The organism is Achromobacter maghribensis, from assembly GCF_057334215.1.
Genome location: NZ_JBHFII010000058.1, coordinates 242,927 through 268,593, shown reverse-complemented (window position 1 = coordinate 268,593; position 25,667 = coordinate 242,927). Strand labels below are relative to the sequence as shown.

Here is a 25,667-nt window from a genome sequence, read left to right as displayed (position 1 = left end):
GGGGCAGCGGCCGGGGCAGCGGCGGCCGGACTGGCGGCGCCAGGCGGGGAAACGCCGGGGCTGGCAGTGTCGGCTTTGGCCGAGTCGGCTTTGGGCGTGTCGGCTTTGGCAGTGTCGGCTTTGGCGGTTTCCGTCTTCGGCACCACCTTCAAGCCCATGTCGCGCTTCAGCTTGTCAGCCACCGGCGTCGCGTCCGGCGCCACGCCGCCCAGTTCCTTCAGCTTGGCAACGACGTCCTGCCAGTTCAGGTGCTCGTTCGCATAGCGGCGCACGTGGAACTGCGGCGCCCACAGGCCCACTTCGCCCACATACACCGTGCGCGCGATCGGCTCCAGTTCCAGCCGGGTAACGGTCAGGGCGCTCCAGCCGGCCAGGCGCTCACCCGCGGTGTCGCGCAGGTCAAAGCGCCGCAGGCCCAGGTCGCCCACCACGCGGATCTTCGGCGGGGCATCCTTGGGTTGCTCGAACACGACCTGCAGATTGGAGTCCAGCAGCGCGCTGTCCAGCTTGAACGGCAACGGCATCGGCCAGACGTCGGCCCACTTTTCAAGCTGCAGGCCGTTGAACGCCACGCGCAGTGTCGACGAGGGCACCTCGTCGAACGGCCGGGCCACGCCGGTCAGGTCGAACGGGCTGCCGTTGATGCGCAGGTGCAGCCGGGGCTGCACGTCGATGTCGGTGGCGTAGCCGAAGGTCGAGATGAACGGCACGCCAATGCCCAGTTCATCCACCACTTGCTTACGCCCGGTGACCTTGTCGTCCAGCGTGATGGCGCCGCCTTCGATCACCATGTTGTTCAGGGAAAAGCGCGGCAGCCCTTCGTCCGGCTTGGGCGGCTCGTCGGGCTTGGCGGCCGTCATTTCGGCCACTCGTTGCTGTATGTCAGAGAAATTGAACCGCGTGACGTCTTCGCGGACGATGGCAATGTTAGGCTGCCGCAGCGTCAGACGATCGACAACCGGCGCAAACCAGAACAAGGAACTCCAGGCAGCACTGACGTCCAGTTCGGCCAACGACAGCAAGGGCGTCTGCGACCCGGGCTGGGCCACCGCCAGATCGTGGGCACGGACGGTCAGGGTGAACGGATTGAAGCTGATCTTGCCGACGGAAATCTCGCGCCCGATCATCTTGGACACGTCGCCGGTCAGGACGTTTTGCAGGACTTTGGGGACTTGCCACGCGGCGATGCCGCAAAGGACCAGCACGACCGCCACGATGCCTATAAGAATCTTGCCGGCGCGCCGGGTAAACCGAAGCTTAAGGCTCCGCAAGGGCATCGCGAGTCTCCTGATACGAGTTGAAGGCGATTATCGCGCCCCGGTTAGCGCTCGTCTATCATAGGCGTAACAGCGGCCTTCCCCGGCCAGCCGAGCCCGCTCTTTTCAAACATTAACAATTCTCGATCCCGAATCCCATGCCATCATCCACCCCCACCTTGAGCCACCTGGATGACGCCGGCCAGGTCCGCATGGTCGACGTTATCGCCAAGACGGATTCCGAGCGCGTCGCCATCGCCACCGCCAGCGTGCGCATGAACGCCGTGGCCTACGGCCTCTTGACGCAACCGGGCCAGGGCAAGGGCGAAGTGCTCAATACCGCGCGCGTGGCCGCCGTCCTGGCCGCCAAGCGCTGCGCCGAGCTGATCCCGCTGTGCCACAGCCTGCCGCTGGCGTTTGTCGGCGTCGACTTCTCGCTGGACGACGCCGCGCACCGCATCGACATCCTGGCCACCTGCCGCACCAGCTACAAGACCGGCGTTGAAATGGAAGCCATGATGGCGTGCAGCGTGGCTGCGCTGACCATCTATGACATGTGCAAGGCCGCGGACAAAGGCATCGTGGTCGAACAAGTACGCCTTAAGTACAAGGCGGGAGGAAAAAGCGGTGAATGGCGCAACGATTGATCTCCTGTACTTCGCTCGCGTGGCCGAACTGGTCGGCAAGCGCGGCGAAAGCTGGCCCCTGGACGGCGAGTCCACGGGCGCGCAGCTGCTGGCCGCGCTGGGCGAACGCTATCCCCAGCTGGCGCCCGCCAGCCGCCTGAAGCTGGCCATCAACCAGACCCACTCCAAGCCGACGGCGCCGATCCGACCCGGCGACGAGGTCGCGGTGTTCGAACCCGTCACCGGAGGGTGAAGGCCATGATCAGCGTCCAGGAAGCCGATTTCGACGGCGCCGCGCTGACCGCCGCGCTGCGGGAAGGCGCGGGGTCGGGCGTGGGCGGCATCGTCACTTTCGTGGGCTACGTGCGCGACTACGCGCCCGATTCGCCCACCGACACGCTCTTTCTCGAGCACTACCCCGGCATGTGCGAACGCGAGCTTGAGACCATCGCCGAAACCGCCCGCGCGCGCTGGAACCTGGACGGCACCGTGATCGTGCACCGGGTGGGCGCCCTGCCCCGCAACGCCCAGATCGTGTTCGTGGCGGCGGCCAGCGCGCACCGGGGCGACGCCTTCCGCGGCTGCGAATACATCATCGACGCGCTCAAGACGCGCGCGCCTTTCTGGAAGCGCGAAACGCTCTCGGGCGGCAGCAGCTTCTGGGTCGAACAACGCCAATCCGACCAGGACCGCACGGATGCCTGGGATGAAGACTCCGCTTCGAAGAAGGAACACCCATGAGCGAAGAAAGCCCCGTCCCCGTGTCGCTGGCCTGCGCCGTGCTGACCGTCAGCGACACCCGCAGCGCAGGCGACGACACCTCCGGCAACCTGCTTGCCCACAGCCTGGCGCACGCCGGGCACCAATGCGTGCGCCGCGACATCGTGCGCGACGACATCTACCAGATCCGCCGCGTCATCAGCGACTGGATCGCCGACCCCGAGGTGCAGATCATCCTGACGACGGGCGGCACGGGCTTCTCGCATCGCGACCACACGCCGGAAGCCATCCTGCCGCTGCTGGACCGCGAGATTCCCGGGTTCGGCGAGCTGTTCCGCCAGATTTCCTACACCGAGATCGGCAGCTCGACCATCCAGTCGCGCGCGTTCGCAGGGTCAGCCAACCACACGCTGATCTTCTGCCTGCCCGGCTCCAACAATGCCTGCGAAACCGCCTGGGCGCAGATCCTGCGCGAACAGCTCGACAGCAGCCATCGGCCCTGCAACTTCGCTTCGCATTTCAAGCCTCAACAAGAAGACAACTGACCCATGCTGGATTTCGATCAAGCCCAGACCCTGCTGGCCAATGCCGCAGGGCCGCTGCAACGCCATGAAGACGTCGGCCTGAACGACGCCGCCGGCCGCGTGCTGGCGGCCGCCCTGACCGCCACCGTGGACATCCCCCCGGCCGACAACAGCGCCATGGACGGCTACGCCTTGCGCGTGGCCGATTGGCGCGCGGGCGGCCGCCTGCCCATTCAACAGCGGTGCTATGCGGGCGACGTGCCCGAACCGCTCAAGCCCGGGCACGCGATTCGCCTGTTCACCGGCAGCCTGGTTCCCGACGGCGCCGACACCGTGGTCATGCAGGAAGACACCGTCGAAGCCGACAACCTCGTGGAGATCACGCGCCAGCCCGCGCCCAACCAGCATATTCGCCGCCGTGGCGAAGACACGATGACCGGCGCGCCGCTGCTGCCCGCCGGCACGGTGCTGCAGGCCGCCCATGTGGCGTTGCTGGCGTCGCAAGGCCTTGCCCGCGTGTCGGTCGTGGCCCAGTTGCGCGTCGGCATCCTGACCACCGGCGACGAACTGGTGCCGCCCGGCATGCCCCGCGCACCCGAACAGATCTACAACTCGAATGGCCCGATGCTGGCCGCGCTGGTGCGCGGCCTGGGCGCATTGCCCGTGCATGTGCTGCATGCCCGCGATACCGAAGCCGATCTGCTGGCCGCGTTCAAGACGCTGCTGGCCGATTGCGACCTGGTGTTGAGCGTGGGCGGCGTGTCCGTCGGCGAACGCGACCTGGTCAAGCCCGCGCTGGCCACGCTGGGCGGTGAGTTGTCGCTATGGAAGGTGCGCATGAAACCGGGCAAGCCCGTGGCGTTGGCGCAGATCGGCGGCAAACCTGTCGTCAGCCTGCCCGGCAATCCGGTGTCGGCCTATGCCGTGTTTGCGATGCTGGTGTCGCCGCTGGTGCGGCGCATGCAGGGCCGCGAAGAGATCTTTCCGCCGGTCAGCCTCTTGCCCTTGCGCACTGAACGCCCGCGCCGGGACAGCCGCGAGGAGTTCCTGCGCGTCCAGCGCCGCGCGGCCGAGGACGGCAGCGGCGAACTGGTGGCCTACGGCCATCAGGGGTCGGGCGTGATCAGTTCGATGCCGTGGGCGACGGGCCTGGCGCGCCTGCCGGCCGACGTGCAGATCAACGACATGGACCGCGTGCCGTACTACGACCTGCGTCACTGGCTGGCGTAGCGTTCGGCCGCGGCCAGTTCTTCCGGCGTATTGACGTTCATGAAGGCGTCGGGCGTGTCGTCAAAGCAGGTTTCGACGCCGCCCGCGCGGGCCTGCCACAGGCCCACCTTGCGGTCGCCCCCCAGCAGGTAGTCGCGCAGATCCGGCAGCAGCGACGTGCGCACCGCCATGCAGGCGGAATGGCGCTGGCCGTTGGCCGCGGCGTAGGCCAGCGGCGCGCGGGCCGATCGGGCCGTGCCGATCAGGCGCGCAGCCAGGTCGGCGGGCAGGAAAGGCGTGTCGCAAGGCGCCACCACCAGCCACTCATCTTGCGCCGCGGCGGCAAGCCCCGCCGCAATGCCCAGCAAAGGCCCCTGGAACGTACCCAGCGCCGGTTCACCGTCTTCGACCACCTGCCCGTACTGCGCGTAGCGGTCCTGATGGCGGTTGGCGCTGACAATCAACCGGCCCACTTGCGGCGCCAGGCGGTCCGCCACGTGCGCCACCAGCGGCTGGCCGCGCAGCAGCACCAGCCCCTTGTCTTGCTGGTTCATGCGGGAGCCCTGCCCGCCCGCCAGGATCAGTCCGGCGATGCCCTCGCGCGGCAATGCGGGGTCAGCCACCGATATAGCTCATTTCAACTTTGCGCCCCGGATCCGGCGTGGGAGCCGCCGCATTGCGGCCGCGCAGTTCTGAATAGTGGTCGTTGCGGGCACCCCAGATGCCCGACAGGATGGCCGCCAGTTCGGCGTCGGTGGCGCCATCGCGCAGCGGCGCGCGCAGATCGTATCCCTCGTGCGCGAACAGGCACAGGAAGAGCTTGCCCTCCGGCGACAGGCGCGCGCGCGTACAGCCGCCGCAGAACGCATGCGTGACGCTGGAGATGACGCCGATTTCACCGCCGCCGTCCTGGTAGCGCCAGCGTTCGGCCACGCGGCCCATTTCGCCGCTTTGCACGGGCTCCAGGGGATAGGCCGCGCCGATGCGATCCAGCACTTCCTGGCTGGGCACCACTTCGGCAAGATTCCAGCCGTTGCTGTTGCCTACGTCCATGTATTCGATGAAACGCAGGATATGACCGCTGTTGCGGAAGCGTTCCGCCATGGGCAGGATCTGCTCGTCGTTCAGGCCGCGCCGCACCACCATGTTGACCTTCACGGGCGCCAGGCCCGCGCTGGCGGCCGCGTCGATGCCGCGCAGCACGTCGTCCGGCGTGAAGCCGCTGTCGCTCATGTCCTGGAACATGGCGGCGTCCAGCGCGTCAAGGCTGACGGTGACGCGCGTGAGCCCCGCGGCCTTCAGCGCAGCGGCCTTGCGGGCCAGCACGCTGCCATTGGTCGTCAGGGTCAGGTCCAGCGGGCGGCCGGCCGGCGTGCGCAGTTCGGCCAGCTGGCCCACCAGGTTTTCGATGTGCTTGCGCAGCAGCGGTTCGCCGCCGGTCAGGCGGATTTTCTCTACGCCCAGTTGCGTGAAGATGCCGGCCAGCCGGCTGATCTCTTCGAAGGAGAGCAGGTCCGAATGCGGCATGAAGGTATAGCTGCTGTCGAACACTTCGCGCGGCATGCAGTACGTGCAGCGGAAATTGCAGCGGTCAGTGACCGAGATGCGCAGGTCGCGCAACGGGCGTGCGCGCGCATCCAGTGCGGGCTGCCCGGCCGGCGGCAGTTCGCCGGGCGTGGGCCAGGCCGAACGGTCGGACCGGCGGTCGGCAAGGAAAATCACTTTGCTCATGGGGCCATCATATCCCGGCGCGAGGCATACCGGCGCAGGCAAGACACGCCTACGCGAACGCCTCTTCCAAGGTTTGTAACCGCCCGGTGTCCCGGGCGTCGTAGCCGACCAGTTGTCCGACGTAGCCCACGTAATCGGGGCTGCGCATGATGGACAGCAGGTCTTGCATGGCGGGCGTCTCCAGCGACGACTTGCGGATGGCGAAGAAATAGCGCTCCCGCACCAGGGGGATGAAATCCAGGCCGAAGCGGCACGCGGCCGTCTCGACGCCCACGCCCGTGTCCGCCATGCCGCTGGCAATGTGCGCGGCAATGGCCATATGGGTGAATTCGTTGGTTTCGTAGCCGAGGACTTCGCCGATGGACACGCCGGCCCGTTGCAGCATCAGGCTGACGAGATAGCGCGTGCTGGACCCGATCTGCCGGTTCACGAAGCGGACGTCGGGTCGCGCCAGGTCGGCCATGCCGCGGATCTGCTTGGGGTTGCCGGCGGTGACGAACAGACCCGTGTTGCGCACGGCCAGATGGATCAGCACGTATTCGTCCGCGTGCAGCCACTGCGCATAACGCTCCATGATGGGCGATTCGAAATCACCCAGCGGCACCTGGAATCCCGCCAGGTCGCATTCATGGCGCTCTAGCGAGGCCAGCGCTTCGATTGCCGTGCGGTAGCGCAATTCCAGCCCCGGCTTGCGGGCGCTCATGTGCTGCATCAGCGATTCCACCGCGAAACCATGGCTGGCGTGCAGCCGCAGGTGCGGCCCGCTTTCGGGCAGCAGACGCTCCAGTTCTTCCTGCAGCTCGGAGGCCATGCTGTCCAGCGTGGGCATCAACCTTGCCTCGATGCGGCGGTTGGCCCACAGCAGCCGCTGCGCGAACGGCGCCAGCTGCGTGCCCTGGCGCCGGTTGGTGATCAGCAGTTGGGTGCCGAAGATGCCTTCAAAACGGCGCAACACGCCCCAGGCGTGCCGGTACGACAGGCCGCAGGCCCGGCAGGCGCCCGCGATGTTGCCCGTGGCGTCAATCGCGGCCAACAGGGCCAGCATGTCTTGCAGCGGCACGGGATCGGAATTGTCGTCGCCACCCAAGGTCCATTGCGCCCGCAAGCCGATACGGAACTTATATGTCATTTATTTCTTATTGAAGGCAATGAATTACGGGGCTAGAGTACACAAATAATGCGGTGGAAGGGATTTTTTTATGTTTTAAAAAACATATTAAATATCCCAAGATCCCACCCGATACCACGCCCCCGACAGCGGGGCCCAGCAACACAGGAGGAGACCACCGTGCATCAGCGCGAGGCAAAATCCGACTTGGCGTCCAGCGGCGGCGCCCGGGGCGGCAAACTGGCCCTGGACGCGGCCCAGGCGTCCCCCCCCCCGGCCATCGCGGCCACCGCACGCATCGTCGCCCGGCTGAAAGACCTGCCCGGCCCCTTGCTTCCCGTCCTGCACGAGGTGCAGCACGAGCTGGGCTGTATTCCGGCCGAGGCGGTGCAGACCATCGCCGAGGCCCTCAACCTGTCCCGCGCCGAAGTCCATGGCGTCATCACCTTCTACCCCCACTTCCGCAGCGAGCCGGCCGCGCGCCACACGCTGGAAGTGTGCAGCGCCGAATCCTGCCAGGCGATGGGCGGCGAGCACCTGGCCGCCCACGCGCGCACCGCGCTGGGCTGCGATTTTCACGCCAGCACGGCGGACGGCAACTTCACGCTGGAACCCGTGTATTGCCTGGGCCTGTGCGCCCAGTCCCCGGCCGTGATGATCGACGGCCAGCCGCATGCCCGGGTTACGCCCGACAAGCTTGACCGCCTGCTGACCCGCACGCTGGAGGCCTCATCATGACCGCCCCCGTCGTCATCTACGTGCCGCGCGACGCCGCGGCGCTGGCCATGGACGCCGACGCGGTGGCGCGCGGCATCGAACGCGCCGCCGACGAACGCGGCCTGTCCGTACAAGTGGTGCGCAACGGGTCGCGCGGGCTGCTGTGGCTGGAACCCCTGGTGGAAGTCGCCACGCCCGACGGCCGGGTGGCGTATGGACCCGTCGCCCCGGAAGACGTGGCCGCGCTGTTCGACGCCGGCTGGCTGACGGGCGGGGCGCACCCGCTGCGGCTGGGCCTGACCGAAGACATCCCGTACCTGAAACACCAGGAACGGCTGACATTTGCCCGTGTCGGCATCATCGACCCGCTGTCCCTGCAAGACTACGCGGCGCACGGCGGCCTGGCCGGCCTGAAGCGGGCGCTGGCGATGGAGCCGGCGCAGATCGTCGACGAAATGGTTACCTCGGGCCTGCGCGGCCGCGGCGGCGCGGCCTTTCCGACCGGTATCAAATGGAAGACGGTGGCCGGGTCGCCCAGCGACCAGAAGTACATCGTCTGCAACGCCGACGAAGGCGACTCGGGCACGTTCGCCGACCGCCTGCTGATGGAAGGCGACCCCTACGTGCTGATCGAGGGCATGACCATCGCCGGGCTGGCGGTGGGCGCGACCTACGGCTACATCTACGTGCGTTCCGAGTACCCGCACGCCATCGCCACGCTGGAAGCCGCCATTGCGCGGGCGCGCAGCGTAGGCTGGCTGGGCAGCGACGTGCACGGCAGCGGCCGCGTGTTCGACCTGGAAGTGCGCAAGGGCGCGGGCGCCTACATCTGCGGCGAAGAAACATCCCTGCTTGAAAGCCTGGAGGGCAAGCGCGGCGTGGTGCGCGCCAAGCCGCCGCTGCCGGCGATATCCGGCCTGTTCGGCAAGCCCACCGTCATCAACAACGTGATCTCGCTGGCCACGGTGCCCATCATCCTGGCCAAGGGCGCGGCCTACTACCGCGACTACGGCGTGGGCCGCTCGCACGGCACGTTGCCGTTCCAACTGGCCGGCAACCTGAAGCAGGGAGGCCTGGTTGAAAAGGCATTCGGCCTGAGCCTGCGCGACCTGCTTTATGAATTCGGCGGCGGCAGCGCCTCGGGGCGTCCGTTGCGCGCCGTGCAGGTGGGCGGCCCGCTGGGCGCCTACCTGCCGGAATCGCAATGGGACGTGCCGCTGGACTACGAGGCCTATATCCAGATTTCGGCCATGATCGGCCACGGCGGACTGGTGGCCTTCGATGACACCGTCGACATGGCCCGCATGGCGCGCTACGCGATGGAATTCTGTGCCATCGAATCCTGCGGCAAATGCACGCCCTGCCGCATCGGCTCCACGCGCGGCGTCGAAACCCTGGACAAGATCGCAACCGGCGACGCGTCGCAGCGCGAACAGCAGGTGCACCTGCTGCGCGACCTGTGCGACACGATGATGGGCGGTTCGCTGTGCGCGCTGGGGGGCATGGCGCCCTACCCGGTGTTGTCCGCGCTGAACCATTTTCCGCAGGACTTCGGCATCGAGTCCTCCCAGTCTGCCGCGCACGCGGCCTGAACCCGAGAGACAGACATGCTAGAAACCGTCATCAAGCGCGAGCGCGACCTGGGCACGCCCGAACGCGTCTCGGAAAAAACCGTCAGCCTGACCATCGACGGCCAGGAGATCAGCGTCGCCGAGGGCACATCCCTGATGCGCGCCGCGGCCGAGGCCGGCATCAACATCCCCAAGCTGTGCGCCACCGACAGCCTTGAGCCCTTCGGCTCGTGCCGGCTTTGCCTGGTACAGATCGAAGGTCGCCGCGGCTATCCGGCGTCTTGCACCACGCCGGCCGAAAACGGCATGGTCGTCTACACCGAGACGCCCAAGCTGCACGACCTGCGCCGCGGCGTCATGGAGCTGTACATCTCGGACCACCCGCTGGATTGCCTGACCTGCCCCGCCAACGGCGATTGCGAACTGCAAGACATGGCGGGCGTGGTGGGCCTGCGCAACGTGCGTTACGGCTATGACGGCGCCAACCACCTGAAAGCCAAGACCGACGATTCCAACCCGTACTTCAGCTACGACGCGTCCAAGTGCATCGTGTGCAATCGCTGCGTGCGCGCTTGCGAGGAAACGCAGGGCACCTTTGCGTTGACGATCTCGGGCAAGGGCTTCGAGTCCCGCGTGTCGCCAGGGCAGGACCAATCGTTCCTGGACAGCGAATGCGTGTCCTGTGGCGCCTGCGTGCAGGCCTGTCCGACCTCTACCCTGCAGGAAAAGACCGTCATCATGATGGGCCAGGCCGAACACTCGGTCGTGACCACGTGCGCCTATTGCGGCGTGGGCTGCGGGTTCAAGGCCGAAATGAAAGGCCAGGAAGTCGTGCGCATGGTGCCCTGGAAAGACGGCCAGGCCAACCGCGGGCATTCCTGCGTGAAGGGCCGGTTCGCCTGGGGCTACGCCACGCACAAGGAACGCGTGCTCAAGCCCATGATCCGCAAGCACATCACGGACTCCTGGAAGGAAGTGTCCTGGGACGAGGCCATCCATTACGCCGCATCCGAATTCCGCCGCATCCAGAGCCAATACGGCCGCGATGCGGTGGGCGGCATCACGTCGTCGCGCTGCACCAACGAAGAAACCTGGCTGGTGCAGAAGCTGGTGCGCGCGGCGTTCGGCACCAATAACGTCGATACGTGCGCACGGGTTTGCCATTCGCCCACCGGCTACGGCCTGAAGCAAACGCTGGGCGAATCCGCCGGCACGCAGACCTTCGATTCGGTGATGCACACCGACGTCGTCATCGTGATGGGCGCCAACCCCAGCAGCGGCCACCCGGTGTTCGCCTCGCGGCTGAAGCGCCGGCTGCGCCAGGGCGCGCGCCTGATCGTGATCGATCCCCGCCGTATCGAACTGGTGAGTTCGCCGCACATCAAGGCCGACTTCCATCTGCAGGTGCGGCCCGGCACCAACACGGCGCTGCTGTCCTCGCTGGCCCACGTGATCGCCACCGAAGGGCTGATCGACGAAGCCTTCGTGGCCGAGCGCTGCGAAACGAAGGCGTTCAACGAATGGCGCGACTTCGTGTCGCTGCCCGAGAATTCGCCGGAAGCCATGGAAGAGATCACCGGCGTGCCGGCGCAGGCCGTGCGTGGCGCGGCGCGCCTGTTCGCCACCGGCGGCAACGGCTCCATCTATTACGGCCTGGGCGTGACCGAGCACAGCCAGGGCTCCACCACCGTGATGGGCATCGCCAACCTGGCAATGGCCACCGGCAACATCGGCCGCGAGGGCGTGGGCGTCAATCCGCTACGCGGCCAGAACAACGTGCAGGGCTCGTGCGACATGGGCTCGTTCCCGCACGAACTGCCCGGCTACCGGCACATTTCGGACAACGTCGTGCGCGCGCAGTTCGAGAAGGACTGGGGCGTGACGCTGCAGCCCGAACCCGGCCTGCGCATTCCGAACATGTTCGAAGCGGCGCTGGGCGGCTCGTTCAAGGGCCTGTATTGCCAGGGCGAAGACATCGTGCAGTCCGACCCCAACACGCAGCACGTGGCGGCGTCGCTGGCGGCGATGGAGTGCATCGTGGTGCAGGACCTGTTCCTGAACGAAACCGCGAAGTACGCGCACGTGTTCCTGCCCGGTTCGTCCTTCCTGGAAAAGGACGGCACCTTCACCAATGCCGAACGCCGCATTTCCCGCGTGCGCAAGGTGATGGAGCCCAAGAACGGCAAGTCCGACTGGGAGGTGACCGTAGCGCTGTCGAACGCGCTGGGCTACCCCATGAACTACAAGCACCCGCGCGAGATCATGGAAGAGATCGCCCGGCTGACGCCGACGTTCTCGGGCGTCAGCTACGACAAGCTGGACAAGCTGGGCAGCCTGCAGTGGCCGTGCAACGACGACGCACCTGAAGGCACGCCCATCATGCACATCGACGCTTTCGTGCGCGGCAAGGGCAAGTTCATGATCACCAAGTACGTGCCCACCGATGAACGCAGCACGCGGCGTTTCCCGCTGCTGTTGACGACGGGCCGCATCCTGTCCCAGTACAACGTGGGCGCGCAGACGCGGCGTACACCCAACGTGATGTGGCATGGCGAGGACGTGCTGGAACTGCACCCGCAAGACGCCGAGGACCGTGGCGTGGCCGAAGGCGATTGGGTCGGCATCCAAAGCCGCGCGGGCGAAACCGTGCTGCGCGCGACGCTGACCGACCGGGTGCAACCGGGCGTGGTATACACCACGTTCCACTTTCCCGAATCCGGCGCCAACGTCGTCACGACCGACGCCTCCGACTGGGCGACCAACTGCCCCGAATACAAGGTCACGGCCGTGCAGGTCACGCGCGTGTCCCAGCCTTCGGAATGGCAGCGCCAGTGGTCGCGCTTTGCCGACATTCAGCAAAAACTGCTGCGCGAGCGATCGCGCGAAAGCGAAGCGGCGCTGACCGGGAAGTAACCCCTGCCGGCCACGACCGCCCTGGATGCCATGACCACGCCCCCGTCTTCCCGCCCCGACTGCACGCAGACCCAGGTCAAGCGTGTGCGGGGCGGCGCCATCGCCCCCGCCCCCGAAACCGACTTCGTCGCCGAGGAAACCCCGGTGGCGCTGGAATTCAACGGCATCAGCCACGCGACCATGCTGGCCACGCCGGCAGACCTGGAAGACTTTGCCGTGGGCTTCGCCCTGTCGGAAGGCATCATCGACAGCGTCAGCGACGTGCGCGGCATCGACCTGCTGCCGCAGTGCGACGGCATCGTGATCCAGCTGGAGATCTCCAGCGCCTGTGAAGTGCGGCTGAAATCGCGGCGACGCGCCATGGCCGGACGCACGGGCTGCGGCTTGTGCGGCGTGGAGACGCTGCCGGAGGTGCTGCGGCCGGTGGCGCCGGTCACCAACGGATCTCCCGTGCGCATCCGATCAGTGCTGGCGGCCATGCGCGACATGCGCGCCCGCCAGGCGCTGCACGACATCACCGGCGCGACCCATGCGGCGGGCTGGGCGGGCGCCGACGGTGTGGTCGCGCTGGTGCGCGAGGACGTGGGCCGCCACAACGCGCTGGACAAGCTGGTGGGCGCGCTGGCGCGCCAGGCCATGAATGCCGGCGACGGCATCGTGCTGGTATCCAGCCGGGCCAGCTTCGAAATGGTGCAGAAAACGGCCGCGGCCGGCGTGGCCGTGCTGGCGGCCGTATCCGCCCCCACCGCCCTGGCCATCCGGCTGGCGCAGGATGCCAACGTCAGCCTGGTGGGCTTCCTGCGCAACGACGACGCCACGCTCTATTCCCACCCCGACCGCCTTATCCCCTGAACCGGACCCCGACACGCAATGGAAATCGGCAACCTCATCCGCATGGCCAACCGCATCGGCCAGTTCTTCGACGCCATGCCGGACCGGCACGAAGCGCTGGAAGGAGTGGCCAACCATATCCACAAGTTCTGGGAACCCCGCATGCGCAACGAGCTGCTGGGCTTTCTGGCGCAACGCCCCGACGGCGATGCCGGCGAAGAACAGTTGCATCCCCTGGTGCTGGACGCGGTCACGCAGAACCGCCAGCGCCTGACGCCGGCGCCCCGCGTGGGATAGGCGCGCACAACCGCTTTACCGCAGTCAGTACGCAGTGACGGATTCAAAAAGAAGCCGCGCCACCGTTGTATTTCCGGTCGGCGTGCTCGATAAAGCCGCACCCCTGAGGAGACAACATGGAAAGCACCGCCACACTGGACCTGCCTGGCGCAAGGCCGGGGTTTTTTGATAAAGAACGCACCATCGCCGGACCGGGATTCTCGCGCTGGCTGGTCCCGCCGGCCGCCTTGGCCATCCACCTGTGCATCGGCATGGCCTACGGCTTCTCGGTGTTCTGGATACCCTTGTCCAAAATGGTGGGCGGGACCAAACCGCTGGCCTGCCCGGCCGACATGAGCCGGGCCGCCGAGCTGTTCACGACCAGCTGCGACTGGAAGATTTCCACGATGGGCTGGATGTACACCCTGTTCTTCGTGCTGCTGGGATGTTCCGCCGCGCTATGGGGCGGCTGGCTTGAACGCGCCGGCCCCCGCAAGGCAGGCGTGGTATCGGCGTTGTGCTGGTGCGGCGGCCTGGTGATTTCGGCCATCGGCGTATACCTGCACCAGATGTGGATGCTGTGGCTGGGGTCCGGCGTCATCGGCGGCATCGGGCTGGGGCTGGGTTATATCTCGCCTGTCAGCACGCTCATCAAATGGTTTCCGGACCGCCGCGGCATGGCCACCGGCATGGCCATCATGGGCTTCGGCGGCGGCGCGATGATCGGCGCGCCGCTGGCCGACCTGCTGATGCGCCACTTCGCCACGCCGACCTCGCCGGGCGTCTGGCAGACCTTCCTGACCATGGCGGCGGTGTATTTCATCTTCATGATGTCCGGCGCGCTGGGCTACCGCGTGCCGCCGACCGGCTGGAAGCCCGAAGGCTGGAGCGCCCCCGCCAAGCAGGCCAACAACGCCATGATCACCAAGGGCCACGTCCACGTGAAGCGCGTCTGGGGCGTGCCGCAGTTCTGGCTGGTGTGGCTGGTGCTGTGCTTGAACGTGACGGCGGGCATCGGCATCCTGGGCATGGCCTCGCCCTTGCTGCAAGAGGTGTTCGGCGGTGGTCTGATCAACAAGCCGGAACTGGGCTTTGGCCAGCTGGACAAGGATCAGCTGGCCGCCATCGCCGCCATCGCGGCGGGCTTCACCGGCTTGCTCAGCCTGTTCAACATCGGTGGCCGCTTCTTCTGGGCCAGCCTGTCGGACAAGCTGGGCCGCAAGACAACCTATCTGATCTTCCTGGTGCTGGGCTTCGTCCTGTATTCCGCCATTCCCTGGACCGCGCATATCGGCGCATTGGCCCTGTTCGTGGCGGCCTTCTGCGTGATCCTGTCCATGTACGGAGGCGGTTTCGCCACGGTGCCCGCGTATCTGGCCGACCTGTTCGGCACGCAGATGGTGGGCGCCATCCATGGCCGCCTGCTGACGGCGTGGTCGGCGGCGGGCATCTTCGGGCCGGTGCTGGTGAACTACATCCGTGAATACCAGTTGTCGATCGGCGTGCCGCGCGCGCAGGTCTACGACATCACCATGTACATCCTGGCGGGCATGCTGGTGCTGGGCTTCCTGTGCAACCTGGCGATCCGCCCGGTCAACCCCAAGTACTTTATGACGGACGCCGAACTGACGCATGAGAAGGCCTTGGCGCATGAACGCGCCGTCGCCGCCGAAACCCATGGCGTGGGCACCTCCACGTTCCGCACCCCCGCGGCGCTGGTGATGTTCGCCTGGGCCTGCGTGGGCATCCCGCTGGCCTGGGGCATCTGGATCACGCTGCAGAAAGCGGTCGTGCTGTTCCAGTAGAGGGCGGTCCGGCCGGCCTGGCGCCCGGGGCAACCCGGGTGCCGCGCAACGTCACAGGGCGCGAAACTGCTACATTGGCAGCCCGCGCCCTTTCTTTTTATCTCCTGCCCCATGATCCTGCCCCGTCCCCCCGTCTCTACCGGAGCGCCGCGTTGACCGCCCCTGAATTGCACTGGGAAGAAAATAGTGTCCCCCATTCCGCCCGCTGGCGCTCCGAAACCGGCGCGACGCCGCCCAAGCGCGTGGTGGTGGTGGACGACACCCTGACCGCGGACATGGCGTACCGCCAGGCCTGCGAAGGCGTGGGCCTGTTGTGGCGCGGCGACTTCCAGAACGCCCGCCTGCTCCTGCAGGCGATGACCCGGCGCGTGGATAAGCGTCCGCGCAAACCCGTGGAAACCTTGCTGGAAGCCTTCAACCAGCACCGCCAGATTCAATCGCAACGCGCCCGCATCCTGGGCATGCTGCTGATCCCGTTCGACGCCGGCCACGGTATTTCGCTGCGCCGCGCGCCCGACGCCCGGCAAGCCTGCGAAGAAGTCCACGGCCCGGCCGACGAGCCCTACGTGGCGTCGCTGCGCGAATTGCTGGGCCTGATCGGCGCCTTTGAATGGCGCAAGAAGGGCGTTGAGATTCCCGCCCTCAACAACCGCATCCACCCGCACTACGGCGTGTTTTCGCCGCTGCGCGGCGAATATGTTGAACTGGTGGCGAATACGCCGATGCCGCGTGGCGGCGTCGCCTTCGATATCGGCACCGGCACCGGCGTCCTGGCCGCCGTGATCGCGCGCCGTGGCGGCAAGCGCGTCATCGGCACCGACCAGGACCCGCGCGCGCTGGCTTGCGCCCGCGAAAACCTGGAACGGCTGGGCCTGGCGAAACAGGTCGATATCGTCGAGGCCGATCTGTTCCCCGAAGGCCGCGTGTCGCTGATCGTCTGCAATCCGCCTTGGCTGCCCGCCCGCCCCAGCTCGCCCGTCGAGCATGCCGTGTACGACCCCGACAGCCGCATGCTGCGCGGATTTCTCAACGGCCTGACCGAACACCTGACGCCCAACGGCGAAGGCTGGCTGATCCTGTCCGACTTGGCGGAACATCTGGGCCTGCGCACCCGTGAACAGCTGATGGAAATGATCCAGGCCGCCGGCTTGCGCGTCATTGAACGCATCGACACACGCCCGACGCACGCCCGCGCCAAAGACCCGAGCGACCCGCTATACGCAGCGCGCTCGAAGGAAGTTACGTCTTTGTGGAGATTGGGCGCCGCCGCCTGATCTTCGGCAAGGCGCAACGCGCGGGTCGTCACAGCCGTGACGCCCGCGCGGCGATTGGCTAACGCCGCAGCGCTAACCAATCGCCAGCAAACCCACCAGCGCGCCGCCAAACAGCAGCCACAGCGGATGAATGCGCGTGGTGCTGGCCAACAACGCCACCACGGCGGTAATCGCCCCCAGCAGCCAGGTGTGCACCGAAGCCTCGGTGATCAGCGCGGCGCTGGCGGCGACCAGGCCCACGGTCATCGGGAAGATGCCCGCCTGGATCACACCGCGCCACGGGCGGTCTTTGAAGCGTTCCCACAAGCCCAGCGCCAGGATGGTGATCAGCGAGGACGGACCGAACTTGGCGATGGTCGTGACAAGAACGCCCCACCCGCCCGCCACGTGCCAGCCGACCAGCGTGACCACCATCAGGTTGGGACCGGGCGCGGCCTGGCCCAAGGCGAACAGCGCGGAAAAATCGGCTGCCGTCATCCAGCCGTGCACGTCCACGACCTGACGCTGCATTTCGGGCAGGATGGTGTTTCCCCCGCCGAACGCCAGCACGGACAGCTGCGAGAAGATCAGGGCCAGCGAGATCAGGGTCTGGATCATCGACGTTGCCTCCAGACCAGCAGAATGCTCAATGGCGTCAGGACTGCCATCGTGGGCAACAGCGGGATGCGCAACACGGCGATCGCCACGAAACAGACCGTGGCGACCACGCCTGCCAGCCAATCGCGGCGCTTCACCACTGGCACGCCGATCTTCACCGCCATCGAAATCAGCAGTCCGGCCGCGGCGGCGGCCAGGCCGGCGAACAAGTGCTGAATGTGGGGGTCGCTCTGGAACCGGTCGTACACCATGCCCAGCAGGATGACGATGGCGGACGGCGCCAGGATCAAGCCCATCAGCGCCGCGAACGCGCCGCGGGGGCCGCGGAACTTCATGCCCAGCGCGACCGATAGATTGATGATGTTGCCGCCGGGCAGAAACTGGCACAGGCCCAGCAGATCGGTGAATTCGGCGCCGCTTAGCCAGCGGTGCTTTTCAACGACCATGCGGCGCGCCAGGGGCAACGCGCCACCGAATGCCGTCAAGCCAAGCATCAGAAAACCGTAGAACAATTGCCCGCAGGTGGGCGGAGGCGGAACAGCGGCCTCGGGGGTGGAAAGTGCTGCATTCATGTTGTGATGGCCGGCCCAAGGCCGGTGGACGAAGGCTGGCGCGTTGCTGCGCCAAGAGAGGAATAACGAGATGTCAGCCTACTCTTCGCGTCAGATAATGTCTAATATATGACTACCTAACAAATCATATTCACCGCATATGGCATCAGTCGATCTGCGTCTTCTGCGCTACTTCCTGGCCGTGGCCGAGGAATCCCATCTGACCAAGGCCGCCGCCCGGCTCGGCATCCGCCAGCCGCCGCTCAGCCAGCAGATCCGCGTACTGGAGCACGAGCTGGGCGTGACCCTTTTCCACCGCTTGCCGCGCGGCATGGAGCTGACCGAAAGCGGTCGCGCCCTGGTCGACGACGCGCGCAACATCATCGCGCTGGTGGACCAGGCCGTGGACGGGGTGCGTCGCGTGTCGCAAGGCGAAGCGGGCCGGCTGACGGTCGGCTTCACCGGATCGGCGGCGTTCCATCCCTTCGTGCCGTCGGTCATCCGGCGCTTCCGCGAAAGCGCGCCGAACGTCCGGTTGGTGCTTGAGGAAAGCAGCACGGGCGAACTGCGCGAAGCCGTCAGCGAAGGCCGCGTGGACGTGGCGTTCATCCGGGGCGCGTATGGCCCCGGCCCCGGCGTGGTCGAGGAAACCGTGCTGGAAGAAACCATGCTGGCGGCGTTTCCCGCCGACCACCCGGCGGTCAAGGGCCGCACGCGCCGCCACATCGCGCTATCCGAACTGGCCGAGGAATCCCTGATCCTGTATCGGCGTCATAGCGGCCCCGGCCTATACGACGCGATCATCACGGCGTGCAGCGCGTCGGGCTTCAGCCCCCGCATCGCGCAGGAAGCGCCGCGCATGCTGTCCACGCTGAGCCTGGTGGCGGCCGGCCTGGGCGTGTCGCTGGTGCCTGCCTCGCTACGCCGGGTGAACATCGAGGGCGTGGTGTACGTCAGCGTGAAAGAACCGGTCGAGCTGCGTGCCCCGCTGAACCTGATCTGGCGCGACGCGCCCCAGTCCGGCGCCACCCGCAAGCTGATCGAGGAAGTGCGCCGCCATCGCGCCGAAGCGGCTCCGCTGGCCTCCTAGCCAGGCCCCGCCGCCGTCGCGCGGCGCTACACTGCCCGACGTTCCCGTCCGACCTTGCCCCCTGCCCCCGTCCTGTAATGTCGACCATGTCTTCCGAATCCCCTATCGGCGTGTACGACTCCGGCGTTGGCGGCCTGAGCGTGTTGCGCGCGATTCGCGATGCCTTGCCCCATGAATCGCTGCTGTACGTGGCCGACTCCGCCCATGTGCCCTATGGCGAAAAGACGCAAGCCTTCGTCGAGCAGCGCGCCCATGCGCTGACCGATTACTTCGTCTCGCGCCAGGCCAAAGCCGTGGTGGTGGCCTGCAATACCGCCACCGCCGCCGCTATCGCGCAGTTACGCCGCCGCCATCCCGACCTGATCATCATCGGCGTGGAGCCCGCCATCAAGCCCGCCGCTCACCTCACGCACAGCGGCGTCGTGGGCGTGTTCGCCACCACCGGCACGCTCGCCAGCCCCAAGTTCGCCGCGCTGGTCCAGCGCGAAGCGCCTGAAGTGCGCATCCTGTTGCGGCCCTGCCCGGAATGGGTCGGGTTGGTAGAGCAAGGCGAACTTAGCGGCCCCCGCGTCGACGCCGCCGTGCGCGCGCCCGTGGCGGAATTGCGTGCCGCCGGCGCCGACGTGCTGGTGCTGGGCTGCACCCATTTTCCGTTCCTGCGCGATGCGATCCAGGCCGCGGCCGGTCCCGGCGTGCCGCTGCTGGAAACCGGATCGCCCGTCGCCCGCTGGCTGCGGCACCAATTGCAAGAGCGCGGCCTGCTGGGCACGGCAAGCGTGGGCGACACGCGTCTGGAGACCACTGGCAGCGCGCCTGCGCTGGCGGCACTGGCCAGCCGCTTGCTGGGCACGCCCATGGACGCGAGCCCCACGCCGGAACGCTGGCGTTGACGGGCGGGCCGGGCACGCCCGGCAATCGCACGCGAATCGCTTTGATCCCGCGCATCGCGCAGACGCCAAAACGGGCGAATAATTGGAATACAGTAGGGCCATCCGCCTTTCGCGGCTCGCACACACAATAAGGAGACGACGATGAAGCGCATCCTGATCCCCGTAGACGGCTCGCAACCCGCCATCCACGCCGTACAAGCCATGCTGGCCGCCCGCGCCTACGACCCCGTTGCACGGGTCGATCTGCTAAGCGTCCAGATTCCGCTGAAATCCGGCAAGATCGGCCGTGGCCTGTCGCAGGCCGAGATCGACGCTTATTACCAGGACGAGGGCCGCGCCGCGCTACAGGAAGCCAGCGGCTTGCTGTCAAAGGCCGGCGTGCCCTTTGAAGCCCGCGTCGAAATCGGCGCCGCCGCCGACACCATCGCCCGCATCGCCGACGAAACAGGCGCCGACGAAATCTACATGGGTACGCGCGGGCTGGGATCGGTCTCGTCGCTGTTCATGGGGTCCGTCGCCACCCGCGTCCTGCACCTGACGGAATTGCCCGTCACGTTGGTCAAGTAACGCATCAAGGAGCATCCATGCTGAACATCCTGGTCCCCGTCGACGGCTCCGACAATGCCAACCGCGCCGTGCTGTACGCCCGTCAACTGGCCGCGGGCGCCGGCGCCGCGCGCATCCACCTGATCAATGTCCAGACGCCCACGCAAGGGCGAGCGGGCCTGTCGCGGCTGATCACGCAAGACATGATCAACGAGTTCTACACGCGCGAAGGCCAAGAGGCCACCCACGAAGCGCGCCAGCTCCTGGACACCACCGGCGTGGAGTACACCAGCCATGTCGAATTCGGCCACGCCGCCACCGAAATCGCCGGCTATGCCCGCGACCACGGCTGCGCCCGCATCGTGATGGGCACGCGCGGCAATGGCAGCCTGGCCAACATCCTGATCGGATCGGTCGCCAATCAGGTGCTGCAGTTGGCGGAAGTGCCGGTCACCCTGGTGAAGTAAGGCGCCGGGGCTGCGCTCAGGCGGCGGGCAGCCACAACGACACCCGCAGCCCGCCCAGCGGCGAGCGTCCGGCTCGGACCTCGCCGCCGTAGGTGCCCGCCAGATCGCGCACGATATCCAGGCCCAGGCCCGAACCGGGCAATTGCTCGTCCATGCGCACGCCACGCAGGAAAATGCGTTCGTGCTCGTGATCCTCGATGCCCGGGCCATCGTCGTCGATATGCAGCAGCAAGCGCCCCGCCTCTGCCGGTTCGGCGGTAATGCGCACCTGGCCGGCTGCCCATTTGCAGGCGTTATCCAGCAGATTACCCAGGATCTCTTGCAGGTCTTGCTGCTCGCCCCGGAATGCCAGATCCGGGGCAATTCCGGCTGTCCCAATACGCAGATCGCGTTCCGCGTACAAGCGCTGCATGACGCGCACCAGCCCCTGCACCGTGTCTTGCAACGGAGCACGGCCATCGGCGGCGCCCGAGGACGCCGCTGCCCGCGCGCGCGCCAGGTGATAGTCGATCTGGCGGTTGGCCATCCCCACCTGCTCTGCCACCAACAAGGCCGGCACGCTGCCCTCGCGGGCCGCCGCGTTGGCCAGGATGGTCAGCGGCGTCTTGACCGCATGCGCCAGATTGCCGGCCTGCGTCCGGGCGCGCTGCACGATCTCGGCGTTCATCGCCAGCGCCTTGTTGAAGTCGTCGACCAGCGGTTGGATCTCGCTGGGAAAACGGCCTTCGATACGGCTGCTGCCGCCGGCGTTCTGCTTTGCCAGCTGGCGCCGCAGGCGCGCCAGGGGCCGCAGGCCGACCACGACCTGGACCACCGCGGCCGCCGTCAGGCCGGCGGCAAGCGCGCCCAGGGCAACGGCCAGCATGCCGTTGAAACGGCCGATGGGCTCGGCCAGCACGCGGCGGTCGGCCGCCACCACCAGGCGCAACGGCGCCGCATCCTCTTCGGCGGGCTTCAAGATACGCGCCACCGCCTCCAGCCGACGCCCGGCGGGCCCGGCGATGTCGTAGGTCTGGTCCCCGGTCTCGGCCGCTTGTTCCAACGCCCCCGGTGTTTCGAGCGTCTGGTCCCACAGCGACCGCGAGCGCGCCGCGCCGATCAGCGCCGGCCGGCCGCCGTCGGCCAATCGGTCGACTTGCCAATACAGGCCGGACAGCGGCTGCTCCAGACGCGGGTCATTCGGTGGCGGGTCCACCCGGGGACGGCCATCCGCGCCGGGGTTGACCGCCGCCGTCAACTGATTCAGGTGCAAGGTCAGCTCGGCCTGCAATTGCTGCGTGATGTGCTGGCGGAACAGGCTGGCCAGCCCCCAGCCGGCCAAGGCCACGGATACGAGGATCCAGGCCAGCGTGCCAGCCAAAAGCCGCAGCCGCAGCGAACCCAGCATGCCGGCACGCGCCCGCATCATCCCTGCGCCGCCAACCGGTAGCCCAGCCCGCGCACGGTTTCGATGGTGTCGGGCGGCAGCTTCTTGCGCAAGCGTCCGATGAACACGTCGATGGTGTTGGAGTCGCGGTCGAAATCCTGCGCGTAAATGTGCTCGACCAGTTCGGTGCGCGACACGACTTCGCCCGCGCGCTGCATCAGCACCGACAACACCTTGAATTCGTGGCTGGTCAAGGTCAGCGCCTGGCCGTCGATGGTGACCTTGGCCTGACGCGTGTCCAGCATCAGCGGACCACAACGCCACTGCGCGCTGGCATGTGCCGTACTGCGCCGCAATAGCGCGCGCACCCGCGCCAGCAGCTCTTCCATGTGGAAGGGTTTGGTCAGGTAGTCGTCCGCGCCGGCGTCGATGCCGGCCACTTTCTCGTGCCAGTTGTCGCGCGCCGTCAGGATCAGTACCGGCATGTTGCGCTGGGCGGCGCGCCACAGCTTAAGCACGGTAAGCCCGTCCATGACGGGCAGGCCCAGGTCCAGCACCACGGCATCGAACGCTTCCACGTCGCCCAGGAAACGCGCCGATCCGCCATCGCCGGACACGTCCACGGTATAGCCCGCGCCGCGCAGCGCATCGGCCAGTTGGCCGGCCAGCGTGGGTTCGTCTTCGACCACGAGTATGCGCATCAGTCCTTGCCCTTGAATTTGATGTCCCTGCCCTTCACGGCCAGCAATGCGCCGTCGCGCGCGTCGATCTTCAGCTTCAGGATGCCTCCGCCGCTTTGCAGCACCCGGATCTCGTAGATGAATTCGTCGTCGTCCTCTTCGAATTCGACCTTGATGACCTGGCCGGGGAAGTCGCGTTCGACAATATCCAGCACCGCGCCCAACGGCAATACCTTGCCCGCTTCCAACGCCTGGCGCGCGCGCTCGTGATCGTTATCGCTGGCCAGCCCGCTGACCGGCCCGGCGATCAGCGCAAGCGCCAGCACGCCGCTGGACAACAGGATGCCGCTGCGTTTGCGCCGGGTCGAAAAGAGCTGCCGCAATGCCGGGCCTCTTGAAAAATGGGGGATGGGTCGTCTTTTATACCGCGTGGCGCATGAACCGGACATGAACGGCGGCTTCAGAAAAGGTTCATGCGGCAACCCGAATAATGGGCACAAGGTCGCAACAACGGCCTGCCTTTTTGCTTCATTTCACCCGTTCACACTAGGAGTTATCCATCATGACGCGCATTCAGAACACCCTGGCCGCCCTGGCAATCGGCGCATCCGCCCTGGTCGCCGGCACGACGGCCCATGCCCAGGCCACGCCCGCCGCGACCCCGGCGGCAACCGCGCCCGCCGCCGTCTCGCCCGCCGCGCCGATGCTGACGATCCGCCAGGTCTACGACAAGATGGAAGCCGCCGGTTACCGCAATATCTCCGAGATCGAACGCTCCAGCAAGCACGGATACGAGGTCAAAGCGTATGACCCCCAAGGCCAGCGCGTGAAACTGTATGTCGATCCGCAATCGGGCGCCGTCACGCGCAGCCGCTTCGACGACTGAATGCGGCACGCGGCGGGCAGGCCGTATGGGTATGATGGACCGTACAGATAGCCCTGGAGTCGCACCATGCCCGTCCCGCGTATCCTGGCGGCAGCCAGCCTGAGCTTGACGCTGGCCGCGTTGAGCGCCTGCGGCGAAATCGCCACCCTGCCCGTCGAAGCGGGCATGGGGCCAACGCCGAAGCTGCCTCCTCCCAACACCACCATGATCCCCACCGTCAACACGGCGAAGGCCGTCGGCTGGATCGCGGGCGCGCAGCCCGTGGCGGCCGCCGGCCTGGCGGTCAACGCGTTTGCCAGCGGACTGGACCATCCCCGCTGGCTGCATGTGCTGCCCAACGGCGACGTGCTGGTCGCCGAGACCAACGCGCCACCCAAACCCGAAGGCGCTTCCGGCGGACTGAAAGCGTGGGCCGCCGGCATCGTCATGAAACGCGCCGGCGCCCGGACGCCCAGCGCCAACCGCATCACCTTGCTGCGGGACGCCGACCACGACGGCATCGCGGAGACCCGCAGCGTGTTGCTGCAGGGCCTGAACTCGCCCTTCGGCATGGCGTTGGTGGGCAATCAGCTATACGTCGCCAACGCTGACGCCGTCCTGCGCTTTCCGTACGAACCCGGGCAAACGGAAATCCGTGCGCCGGGCGTGAAAGTCACGGACCTGCCTGCCGGCATCAATCACCACTGGACCAAGAACCTGATCGCCAGCCCCGACGGCCACAAGCTGTACGTGTCCGTGGGGTCCAACAGCAACGTCGCGGAAAGCGGCATGGAGATCGAAGAGGGTCGCGCCGCCATCTGGGAAATCGACGTGGCAAGCGGCGCCAAGCGCCTGTACGCCACCGGCCTGCGCAACCCGGTCGGCATGGCCTGGGCGCCCGACGGCAAGACCCTGTGGACCGCCGTGAATGAACGTGACGAACTGGGCAGCGATCTGGTGCCCGACTACATGACGTCCGTGCGCGACGGCGGCTTCTATGGCTGGCCCTACAGCTACTTTGGACAGCACGTCGACACCCGCGTCACGCCGGCCAGGCCCGACCTGGTGGCGCGCGCCATCGTGCCCGACTATGCCCTTGGCCCGCACACCGCGTCACTGGGGCTGGCCTGGTCCGGCAATGCCAGGCTGCCCGCGCCGTACGCCGGCGGCATGTTCGTGGGCCAGCACGGCTCGTGGAACCGCGATCCGCGCAGCGGCTACAAGGTCATCTTCGTGCCGTTCGCGGGCGGGGCGCCCGACGGCGAGGCACGCGACGTGCTGACCGGTTTCCTGAACGAAAGCGGGCAGGCGCAGGGCCGTCCCGTGGGCGTCGCGGTCGACGGGCATGGCGACCTGCTGGTGGCCGACGACGTGGGCAATGTGATCTGGCGCGTCAGTCCCAATCCGTGATGCCTGGGGGCAGCCGGCGCAACACAATGGGCGCCGCTTGCGTTCGGTCAACCCCGCCGCGGATGACGCCGCGCATTCTGGCGTACAGTAGGAAGAGAATGTCGTATCGCCGGTTCCCGCGCACAGCGCTGGCCCGGAAATTTCCGCTCCCCTCGAAATATTGGAGGCATGAATATGGTGTTCAAGAAATTCTGCGTCGCGGCGGTCCTCGCTGTCGCATCCGCCCCGGTCCTGGCCGCCGAGTGCTCGATCGATATCGCTGGCAATGACCAGATGCAGTTCGACAAGAAGGAAATCACGGTCAGCAAGAGCTGCAAGCAGTTCACCGTGAACCTGAAGCACCCCGGCACCCTGGCCAAGAACGTCATGGGCCATAACTGGGTCCTGACCACCACGGCCGACATGCAAGGCGCGGTGAACGACGGCATGGCCGCCGGCCTGGACAACGACTACGTCAAGAAAGGCGACGCCCGCGTCCTCGCCCACACCAAGGTCATCGGTGGCGGACAGACGGATTCCGTCACGTTCGACGTCAGCAAGCTTGCCGCCGGCACGGACTACACCTACTTCTGCTCGTTCCCCGGCCACTTCGCGCTGATGAAGGGCACGCTGAAGCTGGTCGACTGACCCCCCGGGGGGGGGGG

The 25,667-nt window shown here is 67.0% G+C and carries 28 protein-coding genes; 19 read left to right on the top strand and 9 right to left on the bottom strand.

Going from position 1 to position 25,667, the window contains the following annotated elements:
* The coding region (locus ACE039_RS26090; RefSeq protein WP_485823718.1) for a DUF748 domain-containing protein at positions 1 to 1,277 on the bottom strand (1,277 nt) is incomplete at its 3' end.
* A 137-nt stretch (positions 1,278 to 1,414) separates the two neighbouring features.
* On the opposite strand from ACE039_RS26090, the gene moaC reads away from it, so the two are divergent.
* Genes moaC through ACE039_RS26065 form a run of 5 tightly spaced genes read left to right on the top strand, consistent with a single transcriptional unit; the run spans position 1,415 to position 4,356 of the window.
* Positions 1,415 to 1,903: a cyclic pyranopterin monophosphate synthase MoaC gene (gene moaC, locus ACE039_RS26085; protein WP_105558384.1), complete on the top strand. Its 489-nt coding sequence runs from the start codon at positions 1,415 to 1,417 to the stop codon at positions 1,901 to 1,903.
* A complete protein-coding gene (locus ACE039_RS26080; RefSeq protein WP_105558383.1) occupies positions 1,884 to 2,135 on the top strand; it encodes a MoaD/ThiS family protein in 252 nt (83 codons plus the stop codon). Before moaC ends, ACE039_RS26080 begins: the two co-directional genes overlap by 20 nt.
* Before the next feature lie 5 nt (positions 2,136 to 2,140).
* Positions 2,141 to 2,623, top strand: a complete 483-nt coding sequence (locus tag ACE039_RS26075; RefSeq protein ID WP_199196867.1) for a molybdenum cofactor biosynthesis protein MoaE — start codon at positions 2,141 to 2,143, stop codon at positions 2,621 to 2,623.
* Positions 2,620 to 3,147, top strand: a complete 528-nt coding sequence (moaB, locus tag ACE039_RS26070) for a molybdenum cofactor biosynthesis protein B (RefSeq protein WP_448709306.1) — start codon at positions 2,620 to 2,622, stop codon at positions 3,145 to 3,147. Before ACE039_RS26075 ends, moaB begins: the two co-directional genes overlap by 4 nt.
* 3 nt (positions 3,148 to 3,150) lie before the next feature.
* Positions 3,151 to 4,356 carry a molybdopterin molybdotransferase MoeA gene (locus ACE039_RS26065; protein ID WP_485823717.1) on the top strand — a complete coding sequence of 402 codons (1,206 nt, stop codon included), beginning with the start codon at positions 3,151 to 3,153 and terminating at the stop codon, positions 4,354 to 4,356.
* Here the strand turns inward: ACE039_RS26065 and mobA are convergent.
* Genes mobA through ACE039_RS26050 form a run of 3 tightly spaced genes read right to left on the bottom strand, consistent with a single transcriptional unit; the run spans position 4,341 to position 7,195 of the window.
* Entirely contained in the window at positions 4,341 to 4,958 is a 618-nt protein-coding gene (gene mobA, locus ACE039_RS26060) for a molybdenum cofactor guanylyltransferase MobA (RefSeq protein WP_448709305.1), read from the bottom strand. The genes ACE039_RS26065 and mobA overlap by 16 nt on opposite strands.
* Positions 4,951 to 6,066 carry a GTP 3',8-cyclase MoaA gene (gene moaA / locus ACE039_RS26055; RefSeq protein ID WP_485823716.1) on the bottom strand — a complete coding sequence of 372 codons (1,116 nt, stop codon included), beginning with the start codon at positions 6,064 to 6,066 and terminating at the stop codon, positions 4,951 to 4,953. Before moaA ends, mobA begins: the two co-directional genes overlap by 8 nt.
* Positions 6,067 to 6,115: 49 nt before the next feature.
* On the bottom strand, positions 6,116 to 7,195 hold the full coding sequence (locus tag ACE039_RS26050; protein WP_105558378.1) for a substrate-binding domain-containing protein: 1,080 nt from the start codon (positions 7,193 to 7,195) through the stop codon (positions 6,116 to 6,118).
* 159 nt (positions 7,196 to 7,354) lie between these two features.
* Between ACE039_RS26050 and ACE039_RS26045 the strand changes: the two genes are divergently transcribed.
* The 7 genes from ACE039_RS26045 to ACE039_RS26015 all read left to right on the top strand — a co-directional run bounded on the left by ACE039_RS26045 (position 7,355) and on the right by ACE039_RS26015 (position 16,561).
* Positions 7,355 to 7,912: a formate dehydrogenase subunit gamma gene (locus tag ACE039_RS26045; RefSeq protein ID WP_485823715.1), complete on the top strand. Its 558-nt coding sequence runs from the start codon at positions 7,355 to 7,357 to the stop codon at positions 7,910 to 7,912.
* Entirely contained in the window at positions 7,909 to 9,483 is a 1,575-nt protein-coding gene (locus ACE039_RS26040; RefSeq protein ID WP_485823714.1) for a formate dehydrogenase beta subunit, read from the top strand. Before ACE039_RS26045 ends, ACE039_RS26040 begins: the two co-directional genes overlap by 4 nt.
* A gap of 15 nt (positions 9,484 to 9,498) precedes the next feature.
* Positions 9,499 to 12,375 carry a formate dehydrogenase subunit alpha gene (gene fdhF, locus ACE039_RS26035; RefSeq protein WP_485823713.1) on the top strand — a complete coding sequence of 959 codons (2,877 nt, stop codon included), beginning with the start codon at positions 9,499 to 9,501 and terminating at the stop codon, positions 12,373 to 12,375.
* A 30-nt stretch (positions 12,376 to 12,405) separates the two neighbouring features.
* Positions 12,406 to 13,227, top strand: coding sequence for a formate dehydrogenase accessory sulfurtransferase FdhD (fdhD, locus tag ACE039_RS26030; protein WP_105558374.1), 822 nt, complete (start codon positions 12,406 to 12,408; stop codon positions 13,225 to 13,227).
* A gap of 18 nt (positions 13,228 to 13,245) precedes the next feature.
* Positions 13,246 to 13,503: a formate dehydrogenase subunit delta gene (locus tag ACE039_RS26025; RefSeq protein WP_105558373.1), complete on the top strand. Its 258-nt coding sequence runs from the start codon at positions 13,246 to 13,248 to the stop codon at positions 13,501 to 13,503.
* A 116-nt stretch (positions 13,504 to 13,619) separates the two neighbouring features.
* Positions 13,620 to 15,287, top strand: coding sequence for an OFA family MFS transporter (locus ACE039_RS26020; protein ID WP_485823712.1), 1,668 nt, complete (start codon positions 13,620 to 13,622; stop codon positions 15,285 to 15,287).
* A 152-nt stretch (positions 15,288 to 15,439) separates the two neighbouring features.
* A complete protein-coding gene (locus tag ACE039_RS26015; protein ID WP_105558371.1) occupies positions 15,440 to 16,561 on the top strand; it encodes a methyltransferase in 1,122 nt (373 codons plus the stop codon).
* 72 nt (positions 16,562 to 16,633) lie between these two features.
* Here ACE039_RS26015 and ACE039_RS26010 read toward each other — a convergent pair whose 3' ends face one another.
* Together ACE039_RS26010 and ACE039_RS26005 are read right to left on the bottom strand one after the other, a co-directional pair.
* Positions 16,634 to 17,158: a chromate transporter gene (locus ACE039_RS26010; protein WP_310031031.1), complete on the bottom strand. Its 525-nt coding sequence runs from the start codon at positions 17,156 to 17,158 to the stop codon at positions 16,634 to 16,636.
* On the bottom strand, positions 17,155 to 17,730 hold the full coding sequence (locus tag ACE039_RS26005; protein WP_105558369.1) for a chromate transporter: 576 nt from the start codon (positions 17,728 to 17,730) through the stop codon (positions 17,155 to 17,157). The genes ACE039_RS26010 and ACE039_RS26005 overlap by 4 nt, the downstream gene beginning before the upstream one ends.
* Positions 17,731 to 17,869: 139 nt before the next feature.
* Here ACE039_RS26005 and ACE039_RS26000 point away from each other — a divergent pair, with 139 nt between their 5' ends.
* The 4 genes from ACE039_RS26000 to ACE039_RS25985 all read left to right on the top strand — a co-directional run bounded on the left by ACE039_RS26000 (position 17,870) and on the right by ACE039_RS25985 (position 20,702).
* A complete protein-coding gene (locus ACE039_RS26000; protein ID WP_105558368.1) occupies positions 17,870 to 18,799 on the top strand; it encodes a LysR family transcriptional regulator in 930 nt (309 codons plus the stop codon).
* A gap of 86 nt (positions 18,800 to 18,885) precedes the next feature.
* Complete coding sequence (gene murI, locus ACE039_RS25995) at positions 18,886 to 19,689, top strand: glutamate racemase (protein WP_448708937.1); 804 nt, start codon at positions 18,886 to 18,888, stop codon at positions 19,687 to 19,689.
* 141 nt (positions 19,690 to 19,830) lie between these two features.
* Positions 19,831 to 20,256, top strand: coding sequence for a universal stress protein (locus tag ACE039_RS25990; RefSeq protein ID WP_448708936.1), 426 nt, complete (start codon positions 19,831 to 19,833; stop codon positions 20,254 to 20,256).
* 17 nt (positions 20,257 to 20,273) lie between these two features.
* Positions 20,274 to 20,702, top strand: a complete 429-nt coding sequence (locus tag ACE039_RS25985; protein ID WP_485823711.1) for a universal stress protein — start codon at positions 20,274 to 20,276, stop codon at positions 20,700 to 20,702.
* 16 nt (positions 20,703 to 20,718) lie between these two features.
* On the opposite strand, the gene ACE039_RS25980 is transcribed toward ACE039_RS25985, so the two are convergent.
* The 3 genes from ACE039_RS25980 to ACE039_RS25970 are packed head-to-tail and all read right to left on the bottom strand — an operon-like array spanning position 20,719 to position 23,131.
* Positions 20,719 to 22,110: a sensor histidine kinase gene (locus tag ACE039_RS25980; RefSeq protein ID WP_485823710.1), complete on the bottom strand. Its 1,392-nt coding sequence runs from the start codon at positions 22,108 to 22,110 to the stop codon at positions 20,719 to 20,721.
* Positions 22,107 to 22,769, bottom strand: a complete 663-nt coding sequence (locus tag ACE039_RS25975) for a response regulator transcription factor (RefSeq protein WP_485823709.1) — start codon at positions 22,767 to 22,769, stop codon at positions 22,107 to 22,109. Before ACE039_RS25975 ends, ACE039_RS25980 begins: the two co-directional genes overlap by 4 nt.
* Positions 22,769 to 23,131, bottom strand: a complete 363-nt coding sequence (locus ACE039_RS25970) for a PepSY domain-containing protein (protein ID WP_485823708.1) — start codon at positions 23,129 to 23,131, stop codon at positions 22,769 to 22,771. Before ACE039_RS25970 ends, ACE039_RS25975 begins: the two co-directional genes overlap by 1 nt.
* Positions 23,132 to 23,310: 179 nt before the next feature.
* Here ACE039_RS25970 and ACE039_RS25965 point away from each other — a divergent pair, with 179 nt between their 5' ends.
* The 3 genes from ACE039_RS25965 to azu all read left to right on the top strand — a co-directional run bounded on the left by ACE039_RS25965 (position 23,311) and on the right by azu (position 25,650).
* A complete protein-coding gene (locus ACE039_RS25965; protein ID WP_105558363.1) occupies positions 23,311 to 23,634 on the top strand; it encodes a PepSY domain-containing protein in 324 nt (107 codons plus the stop codon).
* A gap of 66 nt (positions 23,635 to 23,700) precedes the next feature.
* Positions 23,701 to 25,023, top strand: a complete 1,323-nt coding sequence (locus ACE039_RS25960; protein ID WP_485823707.1) for a PQQ-dependent sugar dehydrogenase — start codon at positions 23,701 to 23,703, stop codon at positions 25,021 to 25,023.
* Positions 25,024 to 25,191: 168 nt separating this feature from the next.
* The gene (gene azu, locus ACE039_RS25955; RefSeq protein WP_485821110.1) at positions 25,192 to 25,650 is read left to right on the top strand and encodes an azurin; all 459 of its coding nucleotides are present in this window, start codon (positions 25,192 to 25,194) and stop codon (positions 25,648 to 25,650) included.
* Positions 25,651 to 25,667 lie beyond the last annotated feature (17 nt).